The sequence below is a fragment of the Arthrobacter sp. NPDC089319 genome (assembly GCF_040684925.1).
GTDB lineage: Bacteria > Actinomycetota > Actinomycetes > Actinomycetales > Micrococcaceae > Crystallibacter.
The window spans coordinates 14,450-28,442 of the sequence record NZ_JBFBGZ010000009.1 but is presented as its reverse complement, the minus strand read 5'-3'; the positions used below and the strand labels follow the sequence as shown (position 1 = coordinate 28,442).

Annotated in this window: 12 protein-coding genes; 9 read left to right on the top strand and 3 right to left on the bottom strand. The window is 68.3% G+C overall.

Annotation, left to right across the window (positions count from 1 at the left end):
• The first annotated feature begins 4 nt into the window (after nt 1-4).
• Nucleotides 5-859, top strand: coding sequence for a carbohydrate ABC transporter permease (locus AB0N75_RS13870; RefSeq protein WP_364650856.1), 855 nt, complete (start codon nt 5-7; stop codon nt 857-859).
• 31 nt (nt 860-890) lie between these two features.
• A complete protein-coding gene (locus AB0N75_RS13865; RefSeq protein ID WP_364650853.1) occupies nt 891-3,974 on the top strand; it encodes a glycoside hydrolase family 38 C-terminal domain-containing protein in 3,084 nt (1,027 codons plus the stop codon).
• A gap of 10 nt (nt 3,975-3,984) precedes the next feature.
• On the opposite strand, the gene AB0N75_RS13860 is transcribed toward AB0N75_RS13865, so the two are convergent.
• Together AB0N75_RS13860 and AB0N75_RS13855 are read right to left on the bottom strand one after the other, a co-directional pair.
• On the bottom strand, nt 3,985-5,148 hold the full coding sequence (locus tag AB0N75_RS13860; RefSeq protein WP_364650850.1) for a winged helix DNA-binding domain-containing protein: 1,164 nt from the start codon (nt 5,146-5,148) through the stop codon (nt 3,985-3,987).
• 10 nt (nt 5,149-5,158) lie between these two features.
• Complete coding sequence (locus tag AB0N75_RS13855; RefSeq protein WP_364650847.1) at nt 5,159-6,001, bottom strand: SGNH/GDSL hydrolase family protein; 843 nt, start codon at nt 5,999-6,001, stop codon at nt 5,159-5,161.
• 153 nt (nt 6,002-6,154) lie between these two features.
• On the opposite strand from AB0N75_RS13855, the gene AB0N75_RS13850 reads away from it, so the two are divergent.
• The gene (locus AB0N75_RS13850; protein WP_364650844.1) at nt 6,155-7,216 is read left to right on the top strand and encodes an alpha/beta hydrolase; all 1,062 of its coding nucleotides are present in this window, start codon (nt 6,155-6,157) and stop codon (nt 7,214-7,216) included.
• 90 nt (nt 7,217-7,306) lie between these two features.
• Nucleotides 7,307-7,957, top strand: a complete 651-nt coding sequence (locus AB0N75_RS13845; protein WP_364650841.1) for a dienelactone hydrolase family protein — start codon at nt 7,307-7,309, stop codon at nt 7,955-7,957.
• Between the two features lie 492 nt (nt 7,958-8,449).
• Here the strand turns inward: AB0N75_RS13845 and AB0N75_RS13840 are convergent, their stop codons facing one another.
• The gene (locus tag AB0N75_RS13840; protein ID WP_364650838.1) at nt 8,450-8,677 is read right to left on the bottom strand and encodes an RNA-binding S4 domain-containing protein; all 228 of its coding nucleotides are present in this window, start codon (nt 8,675-8,677) and stop codon (nt 8,450-8,452) included.
• Between the two features lie 42 nt (nt 8,678-8,719).
• On the opposite strand from AB0N75_RS13840, the gene AB0N75_RS13835 reads away from it, so the two are divergent.
• The 5 genes from AB0N75_RS13835 (at nt 8,720) to AB0N75_RS13815 (ending at nt 13,988) form a co-directional block, all read left to right on the top strand.
• Nucleotides 8,720-9,754 carry a DMT family transporter gene (locus AB0N75_RS13835; RefSeq protein WP_364650835.1) on the top strand — a complete coding sequence of 345 codons (1,035 nt, stop codon included), beginning with the start codon at nt 8,720-8,722 and terminating at the stop codon, nt 9,752-9,754.
• Between the two features lie 25 nt (nt 9,755-9,779).
• On the top strand, nt 9,780-10,748 hold the full coding sequence (locus AB0N75_RS13830) for a DMT family transporter (protein ID WP_364650832.1): 969 nt from the start codon (nt 9,780-9,782) through the stop codon (nt 10,746-10,748).
• Between the two features lie 173 nt (nt 10,749-10,921).
• Nucleotides 10,922-12,310: a glycine--tRNA ligase gene (locus AB0N75_RS13825; protein WP_364650829.1), complete on the top strand. Its 1,389-nt coding sequence runs from the start codon at nt 10,922-10,924 to the stop codon at nt 12,308-12,310.
• A 78-nt stretch (nt 12,311-12,388) separates the two neighbouring features.
• On the top strand, nt 12,389-13,297 hold the full coding sequence (locus AB0N75_RS13820; RefSeq protein ID WP_364650826.1) for a GNAT family N-acetyltransferase: 909 nt from the start codon (nt 12,389-12,391) through the stop codon (nt 13,295-13,297).
• 22 nt (nt 13,298-13,319) lie between these two features.
• Nucleotides 13,320-13,988, top strand: a complete 669-nt coding sequence (locus tag AB0N75_RS13815) for an HAD family hydrolase (protein ID WP_364650824.1) — start codon at nt 13,320-13,322, stop codon at nt 13,986-13,988.
• Nucleotides 13,989-13,993 lie beyond the last annotated feature (5 nt).

Sequence of the window (13,993 nt, the reverse complement as noted above, 5' to 3'; positions counted from 1 at the left end):
GCTGATGAACCGTCCCGGTCAGCTGTCCGTGGCTTCCGGCCGGCGCAGTAGCGTTGCGGTGCTGGCGAACGTCTCCCTGCTGGCCATTGCGGCGTGCTTCTTGCTGCCGTTGAGCTGGCTGATCCTGGCCTCGCTGGATGCGGAGGCCAGCTATCAAACACAGTTCCCGGCCGAGGTGTCCGCGGCCAACTACGCGGCGGTGCTCACTCCGGAATTGACGTTCGTGCCGCTCCTTAACAGCTTCCTGTTGTCCGGCGGGACCGCGGTGGTCACCGTGCTGGCGGCGGTATTGGCGGCTTATCCGCTCTCGAGGTACCAGATGCGTTTCAACAAGCCGTTCCTGTACGTCGTGTTGTTCGGAACGTGCCTGCCCATCACGGCGATCATGGTCCCGGTCTACAGCCTGTTCGTGCAGCTGAACTTCCTCGATTCGCTGGCGGCCACCACGCTGTTCATGGCGGCGTCTTCGCTGCCGATGGCCATCTGGATGACCAAGAATTTCATGGATTCCGTCCCGGTCAGCCTGGAAGAGGCGGCCTGGGTGGACGGGGCCTCGGCGATGAACGCGTTGGCCAGGATCGTGGTGCCGCTGATGCGTCCGGGACTCGCGGTGGTCTTCATCTTTGTCTTCATCCAGGCGTGGGGGAACTTCTTTGTTCCCTTCATCTTGCTGCTCTCATCCGCCAAGCAGCCCGCGGCGGTAAGCATTTTCAGCTTCTTCGGCCAACATGGTGCCATCGCCTACGGGCAGTTGGCGGCATACTCGGTCCTGTACTCGGTCCCCGTTGTGCTGCTCTACATTCTGGTCTCACGCGGGATCGGCGGTTCCTTCGCGATGGCCGGCGCGGTCAAGGGCTGATCCAGCCGCTCTGGCAGAAAAGGACGGTGCCATGCACGACGACGCGGCCCAGGTCGAGGCGCGGATCCGCCGGTTCATTCTCGAACGGCTGCACCCGGCGGTCTACCTGGCGGCGGTCCCGGTACGGCTGGCGGCCTGGCAGGTACCGGGCGAACCGGTCGCGTTCCGGGAAGCGATGGCGGCCGGCTTCACCGAGTTCGCGGCGGGCAGCACCTGGGGGCCGGCCTGGTCCACCAGCTGGTTTCGGCTCAGCGGGCAGATCCCGGCGGAATGGACAGTGGACGCCGGGCATCGGCCGGAGCTGCTGCTGGACCCGGGGTTCACCCCCGGCATCCCGGGCTTCCAGGCGGAGGGGCTCGTCTACACCCCGCTGGGCGGGATCATCAAGGCCATCGAACCGCGCAACGCCTACGTGCCGCTGGACGCACGGCCGGGCGCCGCCGTCGAGCTTTACCTGGAAGCGGCGGCCAACCCGGACCTGCTCGAGAACTTCAGCTTCCAGCCCACCCCGTTGGGAGACCCCGCCACCATCGGACGGAACCCGTGCTACACCTTCCGCCGGGCCGACATTGCGCTGCGAGACGTCGCGGCCTGGGAACTGCTGCAGGACTTCACGGTGCTGGAGCAACTCATGCTCCAGCTCGATCCGGGGCAGCCGCGCCGCGCCCAGATCCTGCGGACGCTGGAGCACGCACTCAACGCGCTGGATCCCGCGGACATCGCCGGCACCGCCGCTGCCGGCCGCGCCGTGCTGGAGCCCGCGCTCGCCGCCCCGGCAGCCGGCAGCGCGCACCGGATCCATGCGGTCGGCCACGCGCACATCGACAGCGCCTGGCTCTGGCCCGTCCGCGAGACCAAGCGCAAGATTGCCCGGACCTTCGCGAACGTCCTGTCCTTGCTGGAATCGGACCCGGAGTTCGTCTTCGCCGCGTCCTCCGCGCAGCAGTACGCCTGGCTTAAAGAGGGATATCCGGACCTGTTCGCACGAGTGGCGGACCAGGTCAGGGCCGGCCGTTTTGTCCCGGCCGGCGGGATGTGGGTCGAGGCAGACACAAACATGCCCGGCGGGGAGGCGCTGGCCCGCCAGTTCATCGCCGGGAAGAAGTTCTTCCGGACCGAGTTCGACGTGGATCCGGAGGAGGTCTGGCTCCCGGACTCCTTCGGCTACACCGCCGCCATGCCGCAGATTGCCCGCGCCGCCGGATCCCGCTGGTTCCTGACCCAGAAACTTTCCTGGAACGAGACCAACACCTTTCCGCACCACACCTTCTGCTGGGAGGGAATCGATGGCAGCGGGATTTTCACCCACTTCCCGCCGGCGGATACCTACAACGCGGAGCTGACCGCGGCCGAGCTCGCCCGGGCCGAACGGCGCTTCGCGGAGAAGGGATCTGCCAACACCTCGCTGCTTCCCTTCGGATACGGCGACGGCGGCGGCGGACCGACGCGCGAGATGCTCGCCGCCGCACACCGCACCGCCGACCTGGAAGGCTCGCCGCGGGTACGGCTCTCCAGCCCGGAACGGTTCTTCCGCGCCGCGGAGGAAGAATACGACCGGCCGCCGGTGTGGTCGGGTGAACTGTATCTGGAATACCACCGGGGCACTTACACCTCGCAGGCGCGCACCAAACGGGGCAACCGCCGCAGCGAGCATCTGCTGCGCGAGGCCGAGCTCTGGGCGGCGACGGCGGCGGTGCGAGGTGCCGCGCCCTACCCGTACGATGCGCTGGAACAGGCGTGGCAGACCGTGCTGTTGCAGCAGTTCCACGACATCCTGCCCGGCTCCTCGATCGCCTGGGTGCACCGCGAGGCTGAGGCCAACTACGCGCGGCTGGCGGTGGAGCTGGCGGGTATGATCGACGGCTCGCTGCGTGCACTGTTGGGCCGGGGAGCAGGCAGCGCCGTGGCCAATGCCGGCCCGTATCCGGTGGACGGCGTGCCCGCGTTGAGCGCCGCGAGGGCCGCGGACCCACCCGACCCGGGCGAGGCGTCAAGCGTCGGCGTTGAACCCAGCGGCGACGGCTGGCTGCTGGCCAATGACCTGCTCCGGGTCGTGATCGATTCCGAGGGCCTGATCTCCTCGCTGGTGGACCTGGACACCGGACGAGAGGTCATTCCCGCCGGCACGCAAGCCAACCTGCTGCAGCTCTTCCGCGACACCCCGGCCAGATGGGACGCCTGGGATCTGGACGAGCACTACAAATTAGTTGGCCAGGAGCTGCGCGCGGCCGAAGCCATCGAGGCCTTTTCCGGCACTGGGGACGCCGCGACGGTCCTGCCGGCCCGGCCCCGATGCGCCGGGCTCCGCGTCAACCGCAGCTTCGGCGCCTCCCGCGTTGTTCAGACGGTCTGGTTGGCCGCCGACTCCCGATCGCTGGAGGTCGAGACGACCGTCGACTGGCACGAGCGGCAGAAGCTGCTGAAGCTGGCCTTTCCGCTGGACCTCCACACGGACCGGGCGGCATCGGAAATCCAGTTCGGCCACGTCTTCCGGCCCACGCACAGCAATACGTCCTGGGACGCAGCGCGGTTTGAAACCTGCGCGCACCGCTGGGTGCAGGTGGGCGAGCCCGGCTTCGGGGTCGCCGTCGCCAATGACAGCACCTACGGGCACGACATCCGCCGGACCGATCCGGCCGCCATGCCCGCCACAGTGGTGCGGCAATCGCTGCTGCGGGCGCCGCTGTTCCCTGATCCGCAGGCCGACCAAGGCGAGCACACGTTCCGGACGTCGTTGGTGATCGGCGCCGGCATTCCGGACGCGGTGCGGGCAGGCTACCGGCTCAATCTGCCTCCGCGCTTTGTCCACGGGGTGGGGCCCGGCCCGGTGGCCCCGCTGTTCCGGGTGGACCATCCGGCGGTGGTCGTCGAGGCTGTCAAACTGGCGGAGGACCGCTCCGGAGACCTGATCCTGCGCTGCTACGAGGCCTTTGGCGGGCGGGCGAGGGCCACCATCAACGCCGGCTTCGGCTTCGCGGGCGTCTCGGCCACGGACCTGTTGGAGCGCGACGTGGAGGATGTCCGGCTGGAACTGCCGGCGGAGCGCTCGGTCGGCATCGAACTGCGGCCGTTCCAGTTGCTGACCCTCCGCTTCCGCACCACCAACGGCACCTGAGAACGGCGGTTCAGGCCAGTTCCAGCGTGACGGGCCGGCGAAGGAACGCCGCGTACCGTTCCACGGCACCGTCTACGGACTGCCGCTCCGCGGCGCTGAACGCGCGCAGCGGCTTGAGCCGCAGCTCGGCGGAGCCGGGCTTGAGCACGTGTTTCCAGTTGCCGGCCATTTTCCCGTCCAGCAGCAGGACATGCTGCGGCACCGTGCTGCTCAGCGCCGCAGGCGCGGGCCCGCCCAGATAGCCGCGCGTCTTGCTGTAGCCCATCACGTATTCGTCGTAGCACTGGATCAGGTCGGCGCGGGGCGATTCGTCCTCTGCCGTGGCCGTGCCGCCGTTGGACCCGGCCGCGGGGGAGAACCAGAGATCCACGCCATCGGCCTGGGCCAGTTCCAGTCCTTCCTGCCCTCCGGCTTCCAGTCCGCGCCTGATGTCGGCCTGCGGCAGCTTGGACCAGTCGGAGCAGTCCTTCACCGAGGCCGGGCCGCGGCTGGCGAAGTACCGCGCGGTCAGCCGCGCCAGTGCCGCGTCCCGCCCAAAATCCGCACTCAGCGGCGGCACGCGTTCGTCGAAGGCCGCATAGGTTTGCTGCACGGCGCCGGAGTCAGCGGACCGCGGCGTTCCGCTGACCAGGATCCGGTCCATCTCGGCGTGGAACACCAGATGTCCCAGCCGCTGGCCGCGCAGCGGGGCACCGTTCAGCTTTACCCCGTCGTCCTCCAGCAACCCCGCTTCGGTGAGTTTGGACGCGAGTTCGTCCCGGCTGCGGTGCCGGCCGTCGGCCACCGCCGCGGCCAGCACGTCGTTGCTGCGCGCGACCGTCGCCGTATCCAGCCCGAGTTGCCGGTCCCGGCCCTTGTTGCCGGCCTTGAGCCGGGGTGCGCAGAGCAGCATCAGCCAGCGCAGATCGCCGCGGTGCACGAAGTGCCAGGTGGGCCGCAGGATGTGCGTGCGCAGAATGGTTCCGGCGGCGATCGCAGCATCGACGTCCGCGGCGTAGTCCCGGGCCTGGCCGCCGGTCCGCTGCGCCAGCGACCAGCGGGCGTAGGCATACTCCTGCGACTGGAAGGCCAGGAGCCAGCGCAAGGCTGCCTCGGCGTCGTCCGCGGGATGGTCCCAGAGCCGCTGCGCCCGCAGACGGTGGCGGCGGATGTCCTGGGGACCGGGTTGCTGCACGGCAGGTCCGTTAGGCAGCGGTGCCGGGAGGCATGCCCGGGCCGAAGAAGGGGTCGGCCGCCGGACGCTTGGGCAGGATCCCGTCGCCGGAGGACTGGTGCCGCAGCCTGCGCAGCACCCACGGCACGAAATGCTGGCGGGCCCAGACCAAGTCCTCGGTGCGGGCGGTCCGCCAGCGCTTGGGAGGCAGCGGTTTGAGGACCTCCGGCTGCAGCGAATGCTCCACGTTGAGTGCGTCCAGAACCATGGCGGCGATGGTGTGGTGCCCAAGCGGAGAGAAATGCAGCCGGTCCGGCGCCCACATCTGCGGCGCCTTCAGCTGCCGCAGCGCCCACATGTCGGCGACGATGGCGTCGTGGCGGGCGGCGACCGTGCGCAGGTTCTCGTTGTAGATGGCCGCCCTGGCCCGGACACTGCCGAGCAGCGGCGTGTCGCCGACGTCGGGCGCGGTGAACAGCACGATGGTCGCACCGGAGGCGGCCAGCCGGGCGACGGCCTGGTCCATTTTCTCGGCCAGGGCATCCGGGTCGGCGCGGGGCCGGAGCACGTCATTGCCGCCGGCGCAGAGCGAGATGAGGTCGGGCTTCAACGCCAGGGCCGGTTCGATCTGTTCATCGATGATCTGCTGGAGCAGGCGGCCGCGGATGGCGAGGTTGGCGTAGGCAAAGTCCTCATGGCCGCGGGCCAGCTCCTCGGCGACCCGATCGGCCCAGCCGCGGTAGCCGCCCGGGCTGTCCGGGTTGGGGTCTCCGATTCCTTCGGTGAAGGAATCGCCAATGGCTACGAAGCGGCTCCAGGGGTGGCCGGCGCCGGCAGTTGCCGACGGTGCTTCGGTACGGGACAAGTTACTCACAGGTACATTCTCCCAAGAACCGCTGCGGATGCACAGATTTGGCCGAATCAATACCTGAATCATCTTTCAGGAAAGCATGGCCTGCGGCGGATTCTTTGGCTAATGTGTGAGCTGGAGCGGCCATCCCGGCTGACACGATCTCGAGGAGCTGAGATGGAATTGCTGGCGGGAATCACTGCGCGGCGGGTGCCGACCAAGCGGCTGACCGTGAATGTTTTGGAGCGCGCCGGCGACCGGCCGGACGGTGTTCCGGTCATCCTGCTGCACGGGAATGTCTCCTCGTCGCTGTTCTGGCAGGAGACCATGCAGGCGCTGCCGCCGGAATACCGCGTGCTGGCGCCGGACCTGCGGGGGTTCGGCCAGACCGACACCGCCCCGGTGGACGCCGGCCGCGGGCTGCGCGACTTCGCCGATGACCTCCACGGGCTGCTCGAGACCCTGCAATTGGCCCCCGCGCACGTGGTCGGCTGGAGCATGGGCGGCGGAGTGGCGATGCAGTACACACTGGAGCACCCGGTCCTGAGCCTGGCGCTCCAGGCGCCGGTCTCGCCGTACGGCTTCGGCGGAACGGCAGGTCCGGAGGGGCGGCGGCTGACCGAGGACGACGCCGGAACCGGCGGCGGTGGTGCCAACCCGGACTTCGTGGCGCGGCTGGAGGCGGCCGACACGAGCGACGACGCACCCGCCTCACCGCTCTCTGTTTACCGCTCCACCTACGTGCATGCCGGTTTCGAGTCCCCGCACGAGCACGTCTGGGTCGAGTCGATGCTCAGCACCAAGACCGGTCCCGACAACTACCCCGGGGACTCCGTTCCGTCGCAGAACTGGCCAGGCTTCGCCCCCGGACGCCGGGGCGTGCTCAACACGATGGCGCCGGGAGTCTTCAACACCAGCGCCCTGGTGGATCTGCCGGAGAAGCCGGACATTCTGTGGATCCACGGCGACAGCGACGCCATCGTCTCCGATGCTTCGTTCTTCGACCTGAACTGCCTGGGCAAGGCCGGCGTGCTCCCGGGCTGGCCGGGGGAGGAGACAGCCCCGCTGCAGCCGATGGTCTCGCAGACCCGGGCGGTGCTGGAAAAGTATGCGGCCAACGGCGGCCGCTTCACCGAGGTCCTGCTGGAGAACTGCGGGCATTCGCCGCATCTGGAGTACCCCGACCGGTTCGTTGCCGAATTGACGGCGCACATCGCGCGAAGCGGCACCGCAGGGTAGGCGGCGCACCGCGGAGGGAACGAAGAGAGCCACTGACCCGAAGAAACTCAAACTTTCAAGTAATGACCGTTCTGTGCGATCATGGACGGCATGACTGAAACTACTTATCAGCCCGTGGTTGCCTGGTCCAAGCCTGAGCAGGAACGGACGGGCACGCCGCTGCTGGTGCTCTTCCACGGCTACGGATCCCACGAGCAGGACCTCATGGGCCTGGTGCCCGGGCTCCCGGAGGAATTCACCGTCGCGGCCGTCCGCGCGCCGGTGGCGATGGGGCCGGGCTTCACCTGGTTCCCGCTGATGCACGAACCGGACTTTTCCGTGGACAAGGTGACTCAGGCCGTCGGTGACGTGGTGGCCTGGCTGGACAGCGTCAAGGGCCAGCACAGCAGCGTTTCGGTGCTGGGCTTCTCGATGGGCATGGCAGTGGCCACGTCGGTGCTGCGCCACCGGCCGGAGGAGATCGCCGCCGTCGTCGGACTGTCCGGATTCGCCGTGCCCGCCGAAGGCAACGACTTCTTCCGCGACGATGCCGTCAAGGCCATCAAGCCGCCGGTTTTCTGGGGCCGCGACCAGGAGGACCCGGTCATCACCGCCGACAAGATCGAGTTCACCCATGAGTGGGCGAACGAGCACGTCGACCTGACCAAGGTTCTCTATTCCGGCATCGGGCACGGCATCAACGCCCAGGAACTCTCACACGTGAAGGAATTTCTGACCTACAAGGTGCTGAACGCCCAGTAGCACCGAGCGCTGGCTCAATGCCGGCATGCTCAGCGGGTTGCCTACCCTCAGACATGCTTACGAGGACGTGGTTCTCTCGCCGGGACGCGTTGTCGCTGAGGTGTTGACGATGTGCTGGGCAGGTCGGCCTGATCGATCCGCATGGTTCGCTCCCACGTATCGGGCTAACTTCCCTTGTTTTAGAACGTTTAAACGCCGCTGACTAGGGGAAACGTTGTGGGCCGCCGCTAAGACGTGGGAGCGAAGGGATGGTGACCGGCGTCCAGCCTCCGGACCTTTGCTGGAGCCACGCCCTTACCGGGCCCGGCAGGTGGCCTGGATCTCCGCGATGCATGGCTCGTTCTGCAGCGACGTGGTGTCCCTCGTCCTGGGTCGATGGGGGCGCGCCCGCGCCGAGTAGAGACCTGCCGAGCACCGAGCCGCCGTCGACCGGGGGTCGATGGAGGCGCGCCAGCGCCGAGTAGAGACCTAAAGCGCGATGTACGGTGCGCGTCAGCCGCGGCTGACGCGCACCGTTTCGCCGTTGCAGCTGACCGTGTCCCCGGCGTGCAGCTGGCGTCCCCGGCGGGTCTCGATCTCGCCGTTCACCTTCACCAGCCCGTTCTCGACGAATTCCTTGGCTTGGATCCCGTCCTCGGCCAGATTGGCCAGCTTGAGCAGCTGGCCCAGCCGGATCATTTCGTCGCGGATCGGCACGTCATACATTTCGTCGGAAGCCATGCCTCCATCATGCCTGACCCCGCCGGGCATAAGGTGTCCAGTGTGTCCAGCACCTCGCCGCTTCCGCTGATCCTGAGCCTGCCGCTGGCTGTCGGCACCGGCCTGGCCATCCCGGTGCAGGGTCGGATCACCGGTGCGCTCGGCGCGGAGCTCGACGACGGACTGGCCGCCGCCGTCGTCAGTTTCAGCTTGGGTCTGGCGGTGATGATGGTGGTGACCCTGGTGCTGCCGGGCGGCCGTGCCGGAGTCCGCCGTATTGCCCCGGCCCTGCGTGAACGGCGCTTTCCGCGCTGGTACCTGCTGGCAGGGTGCCTGGGCGCCTTCATGGTGTTGTCCCAGGGCCTGACCGTCCCACAGATCGGCATCGCCCTGTTCATCGTGGCCACGGTCGCCGGCACCTCGCTCAGCGGCCTGCTGGTGGACCGGATGGGGCTGGGACCGGCGGGACGGAAGGCGATCACCGCACGGCGCATCGCCAGTGCGGCGCTCACCTTGGTGGCAGTTGTCTGGGCGGCGTCGCCGAAGTTCTCGGTCGAGGCCGGCGGCCTCTGGCTGTTGCTGGTGCTGCTGCCCCTGGCTGCCGGCTTCCTGCGCAGCTTCCAACAGGCGATGAACGGAACGGCCAGCGTGCACTACGGCACCCCGCTGACGGCGACGCTGATCAATTTCGCCGCGGGCAGTCTCGCGCTGTGGATGGCGTGGCTGGTGAAGTTCGCGGTGGCGGGCGCCGGCAGTCCGCTGCCGTCTCAGTGGTGGTACTACCTGGCCGGTCCGATGGGCTGCATGTTCGTCATCTTTGCCAACATCCTGGTGCGCTCGCTGGGCGTGCTGCTGGCCGGAATCGGGATGATCGCCGGACAACTGCTCGGATCGCTTGCCCTGGATGCGTGGTTCCCCGTCCACGGAACCCTGCTGGCTCCCGCCACCGTGCTGGGCACATTGCTGGCCATGGCCGCGCTGCTGCTGGCCACCGTGCCGGCGCCGCGCCGGAGGGCGGGCCTGCGGGAGGGCCGGAGGGCGGGGCTGCGGAACCGTGCGGCGGAGCCTTCCGGCACGGGGGCGGCGCCCCGGAACTGAGGGCGCCGGCCCTAAGGTAGATGGTGTGCCCCTCCACCATCGTCTGCCGCTGGCCGTTGGCCTGCCATTGGCGGTCGCGGCAGGCATCTGCATGCCGATCCAGGGCAGGATCAACGGTGCCCTCGGTGCGCGGCTCGACGACGGCCTGGCCGCAGCCGTCGTCAGTTTCAGCACCGGTCTGGTGCTGCTGGCAGTGCTCTGTCTGCTGCTGCCGAAGGCCCGCCGCGGACTGCGCCGCGTGGTTCCGGCGCTGCGGGACCGGAAGTTCCCGCGCTGGTACCTGCTGGCAGGCTGCAGCGGCGCCTTCCTGGTCCTGAGCCAGGCCGAAACCGTTGCGCTGATCGGCATCGCGCTGTTCACCGTCGCAGCCGTGACCGGGCAGACCGTCTCGGGCTTGCTGGTGGACCGGCTGGGCTGGGGGCCGGGCGGACGGAGCCCGGTCACCGGCATCCGCGTCATCAGCGCGGTGCTCACCGTGCTGGCGGTGGCCTGGGCGGTATCGCCCAAGCTCACCCTCGGCGGCCCGGCCGGCGCCTGGCTGCTGCCGGTATTGCTGCCGCTGGCCGCGGGCTTCCTGCAAAGCTTCCAGCAAGCCCTGAACGGGGTGCAGACCATGCACTATGGATCTCCGTGGCCGGCCACGTTGATCAACTTCGTGGTGGGCGGTGCGCTGCTGTGGGCGGCTTGGGGCATCAAAGTGGCGGTTGCCGGCGTGGGCAATCCGCTGCCCGCCGAGTGGTGGTACTACCTGGGCGGACCCATCGGCTGTGCTTTCATCGCGGTGGCTGCGGTGCTGGTCCGTGCGCTGGGCGTGCTCCAGACCGGCCTGGGCATGATTTCCGGCCAGATCCTCGGCTCGCTGTTGCTGGATCTGGCGGTGCCGGCGCCGGGCACCGTGATTACGACGGCGACGGTGCTGGGGACGCTGCTCACCCTGCTGGCCGCTGTGCTCGGCACCCTGCCGTGGCAACGGCATCCGTTCAGGAACCGCTGAGGGCACCATCGCCGCCGGGGCTGCCTCATTCGGGTTCGGGGCAGCGTTTTCGGTAGGCTAACGTTGTAGCTTCGCTATGCGCCGATCCGTACCCGGAACCGCCGGACGGATCTGTGCCATGACAAGCCTCAGACCGCACCCAGCGGCCCTGGAGAGATACGGAGAACCACCTCATGGCAGCAGCCAAATCAGTCCTCGATTCGATCATCTCGCTGGCCAAGCGCCGCGGCTTCGTTTTCCAGGCTGGTGAGATTTACGGTGGATCCCGCTCCGCATGGGACTACGGGCCGCTCGGCGTCGAGCTGAAGGAAAACATCAAGCGCCAGTGGTGGCAGACCATGGTGCGCGGCCGCGATGATGTGGTCGGGCTGGATTCCTCGGTGATCCTGCCGCGCCAGGTCTGGGAAGCCTCGGGCCACGTGGACGTCTTTTCCGACCCGCTGGTGGAATGCCTCAAGTGCCACAAGCGCTACCGTGCCGACCACCTCGAGGAAGAATACGAGGAGAAGAAGGGCCGGGCGCCGGAAAACGGCCTTAAGGACATCGCCTGCGTCAACTGCGGCACTAAGGGCGAATGGACCGAACCGCAGGAATTCTCCGGCCTGCTCAAGACCTTCCTGGGGCCGGTGGCCCACGAGGAAGGCATGCACTACCTGCGCCCCGAGACCGCGCAGGGCATCTTCGTGAACTTCAACAACGTGCTGACCACCTCCCGGAAGAAGCCGCCGTTCGGCATCGGCCAGATAGGCAAAAGCTTCCGGAACGAGATCACGCCGGGCAACTTCATCTTCCGCACCCGCGAATTCGAGCAGATGGAGATGGAGTTCTTCGTGGAGCCGGGTACTGACGAAGAATGGCATCAGTACTGGATCGACGCCCGGCTGCAGTGGTACGTGGACTTGGGCATTAACCCGGACAATCTGCGCCTCTTCGAGCACCCGCTGGAAAAGCTGAGCCACTACTCGAAGGGCACCACCGACGTCGAATACCGCTTCGGCTTCCAGGGCTCGGAATGGGGCGAGCTGGAAGGCGTCGCCAACCGGACGGACTTCGACCTGTCCACGCACACCAAGCACTCCGGCACCGACTTGAGCTACTTCAACCAGGCCACCAACGAGCGCTACACCCCGTACGTGATCGAGCCGGCCGCGGGCCTGACCCGGTCCTTCATGGCGTTCCTGGTGGACGCCTACACCGAGGACGAGGCGCCGAACGCCAAGGGCGGTGTGGACAAGCGCACGGTGCTGCGGCTGGATCCGCGCCTGGCCCCGGTCAAGGCAGCGGTGCTGCCGCTGTCCCGCAACGAGGACCTCTCGCCCAAGGCCAAGGAACTCGGTGCCGCGTTGCGCAAGAACTGGAACATCGACTTCGACGACGCAGGCGCCATCGGCCGCCGTTACCGTCGCCAGGACGAGATCGGCACCCCGTTCTGCATCACCGTGGACTTCGACACCCTCGAGGACCAGGCGGTGACCATCCGTGAACGCGACTCGATGTCCCAGGAGCGCGTCTCGCTGGACAAGGTGGAAGGCTATCTGGCGGCCCGTTTGATCGGCGCCTAACCCAGACGACCGTACCGTCTCAGGAACCGCCCGTTTCAGGGCAGCGCACCCGCTGAACGCACCCGCTGAAGGAGAACCATGGCCCAGCTGACCTACCGCGACTGGCGCGAGGACGATGACCTGGCCCTGCTGGAAATCTGGGGCGATCCGGAGACCGGTCAGGCCGGCCATTTCCGGGCCATGCTCCGGCCGTCCGCCGACCAGCCCTGGTCGCGCTGCATCGTGGCGGAGGATCAGGGGATAGCGGTCGCCGCGGGCGCGGTCTACGAGACCAGCCTGCACCCGGACCGTCTCTGGGTCTACGTCGAAGTTGCCCGCGGGCACCGCGGCGCGGGCGTCGCCAGCGACCTGCTGGCGAGGCTCCGCGCCGAAGCCGAGCAGGCGCCGTCGGGCGTGCGGAAGCTGCGGGCCAAGGTGGAGCCGGAGACGTCCGGTGCCGCGTTCGCCCGGGCCGCCGGCCTGACCCAGATCCAGAGCTCCCGCGTGGTGCAGGTTTCGCCCGGGGCGCTGCCGCTGCCGGCCCTGGGCGAGACCGGCCCGCAGTTGGAGGAGGCGGCCACCGGGTCGGTGGAGCTGACCCGTGCGGTGGCTGACTTTTACAACTCGGTCCACGTGTGGGATCGGGCGGACATGACCGTGGGACGGGCGCAGCAAATGCTGCTCAGCGAGTCCGCGGGGGCCGGCGGCGCGGTGGTGCTGCGCAGCTCGCCCAAGGCCGAGGGCGGCACCATCCAGGCTTTCGCCGTGAGCTACACGCATGAGCGCACCGACGCGCCGGCGGACGTGCTGCTGGGCTACGACACCGCGCTGCCGGCCGAGGGAGCCGAGGCCGCGGTGCGTGCGCTGCTGGCGATGCTGGTGGCCCAGTATCCCGTGCAGCTGGAGGTGGACGATTCGATGACCGCCGTGCTGGCCGTGCTGCAGCCGCTGCTGGACTCCGGCCTGGCCAGCCAGCTGGGCCCGGCAACCTCCATCGTCAGCGACTGACCGCCCAACCAAAGGAGCCGTCATGAAGGGTGTGCTGTTCGACGTCGACGGGACCCTGGTGGACTCGAACTACGTGCATGTACTGGCGTGGTGGCAAGCGTTCCGGCAGGCAGGTCTCGACGTTCCGATGGCTGCCATCCACCGCTGTGTCGGGATGGGCGGAGGCCGGCTCATCGAGGAATTGCTCGACGACGGCCGCGACCGGTCCGGGGACGAGCAGATCAAGGCGGCCCACGGCGCCGTCTTCTCCACCTACTGGCCGGCGCTGCGCCGCTTTGACGGAGCCCGGGAATTGGTGGACCACACGGCAGCGGAGGGCCTCGCCGTCGTGCTGGCATCCTCTGCCGAGGAAACCGAACTGGCGGTGCTGCGCCGGGTGATCGACGCCGACGGCTCGATCACCGCCGCCACCAGCTCGGCGGATGCCGATAACAGCAAGCCTGCGCCGGACATCCTGCAGGCGGCGTTGGACTCGGCCGGGCTGCGGGCCGAAGATGCGGTCTTTGTTGGCGACGCGGTCTGGGATATCCACGCCGCCGGAGAGCTGGGGATTCCCTGCATCGGCCTCGAGAGCGGCGGAACCCCGGCGGACGTCCTGACCCAGGCAGGCGCCGCCGAGGTGTACCGAAACCCTCAGGATCTGCTGGAGCACTTTTCCGAAAGCGCCCTCGGCCGGCTGCTGCGCTCCTGAATTCT

Excerpts from the sequence above, each read along its gene's own strand:
- AB0N75_RS13865 (WP_364650853.1), top strand. The coding sequence starts at position 891 with ATGCACGACGACGCGGCCCAGGTCGAGGCGCGGATCCGCCGGTTCATT.
- AB0N75_RS13820 (WP_364650826.1), top strand. The coding sequence starts at position 12,389 with ATGGCCCAGCTGACCTACCGCGACTGGCGCGAGGACGATGACCTGGCC.
- AB0N75_RS13850 (WP_364650844.1), top strand. The coding sequence starts at position 6,155 with ATGGAATTGCTGGCGGGAATCACTGCGCGGCGGGTGCCGACCAAGCGG.
- AB0N75_RS13870 (WP_364650856.1), top strand. The coding sequence starts at position 5 with ATGAACCGTCCCGGTCAGCTGTCCGTGGCTTCCGGCCGGCGCAGTAGC.
- AB0N75_RS13825 (WP_364650829.1), top strand. The coding sequence starts at position 10,922 with ATGGCAGCAGCCAAATCAGTCCTCGATTCGATCATCTCGCTGGCCAAG.
- AB0N75_RS13845 (WP_364650841.1), top strand. The coding sequence starts at position 7,307 with ATGACTGAAACTACTTATCAGCCCGTGGTTGCCTGGTCCAAGCCTGAG.
- AB0N75_RS13815 (WP_364650824.1), top strand. The coding sequence starts at position 13,320 with ATGAAGGGTGTGCTGTTCGACGTCGACGGGACCCTGGTGGACTCGAAC.
- AB0N75_RS13840 (WP_364650838.1), bottom strand. The coding sequence starts at position 8,677 with ATGGCTTCCGACGAAATGTATGACGTGCCGATCCGCGACGAAATGATC.